At 43.0% G+C, this 575-nt stretch carries 1 protein-coding gene; it reads right to left on the reverse strand.

Annotated features, from left to right (window positions below; genetic code table 11):
• Window positions 1-145 precede the first annotated feature (145 nt).
• Window positions 146-575 (reverse strand): transketolase C-terminal domain-containing protein (locus R7190_RS29360; RefSeq protein ID WP_318138137.1); only part of this gene is annotated, 430 nt, incomplete at its 5' end.

Below are 575 nucleotides of genomic sequence, written 5' to 3' on the forward strand. Positions count from 1 at the left end.
ATTGTGGCGGGGATTATGGCTGCTATTGCTTTGTTTCTCGTTGCAAAGTATGCGGGTTGGATGAGTTAGTACATCACCTATCACTCGAAGAACAACAAGAATTAAAAAGGGATACCATTGGCATCCCTTTTTGCTATTTAATTGCTTACTTCGCAAGGTATTCCGCAATGGATTTTTCAATCCCTTTTGCGTCTAAACCAAGTTCTTCGTGAAGCTCTTCTTGAGTACCTTGATGGATGAATTTATCAGGTAAACCAAGATTGAGTACTGGTTTGATGATTTTCTCTTTCATCATGAACTCAACTACACCTGCGCCAGCACCACCTGCGATTGCGTTCTCTTCTAGTGTGACAAGAACGTCATGTTCATCAGCGAGTTGGCGAATCAATGCTTCATCAAGAGGTTTGACGAAACGCATATCAGCAACCGTTGCATTGAGGTTTTCAGCTGCTTCTAGTGCATTCGGTAAGAAAGTACCGAAGCTCAGGATTGCCACCTTTTCACCTTTGCGTACCACTCGACCTTTACCAATCTCAAGAGCGGTAAACTCTTTTTCGATCTCTGTACCCATACCA

The organism is Vibrio sp. 1078-1, from assembly GCF_033340475.1.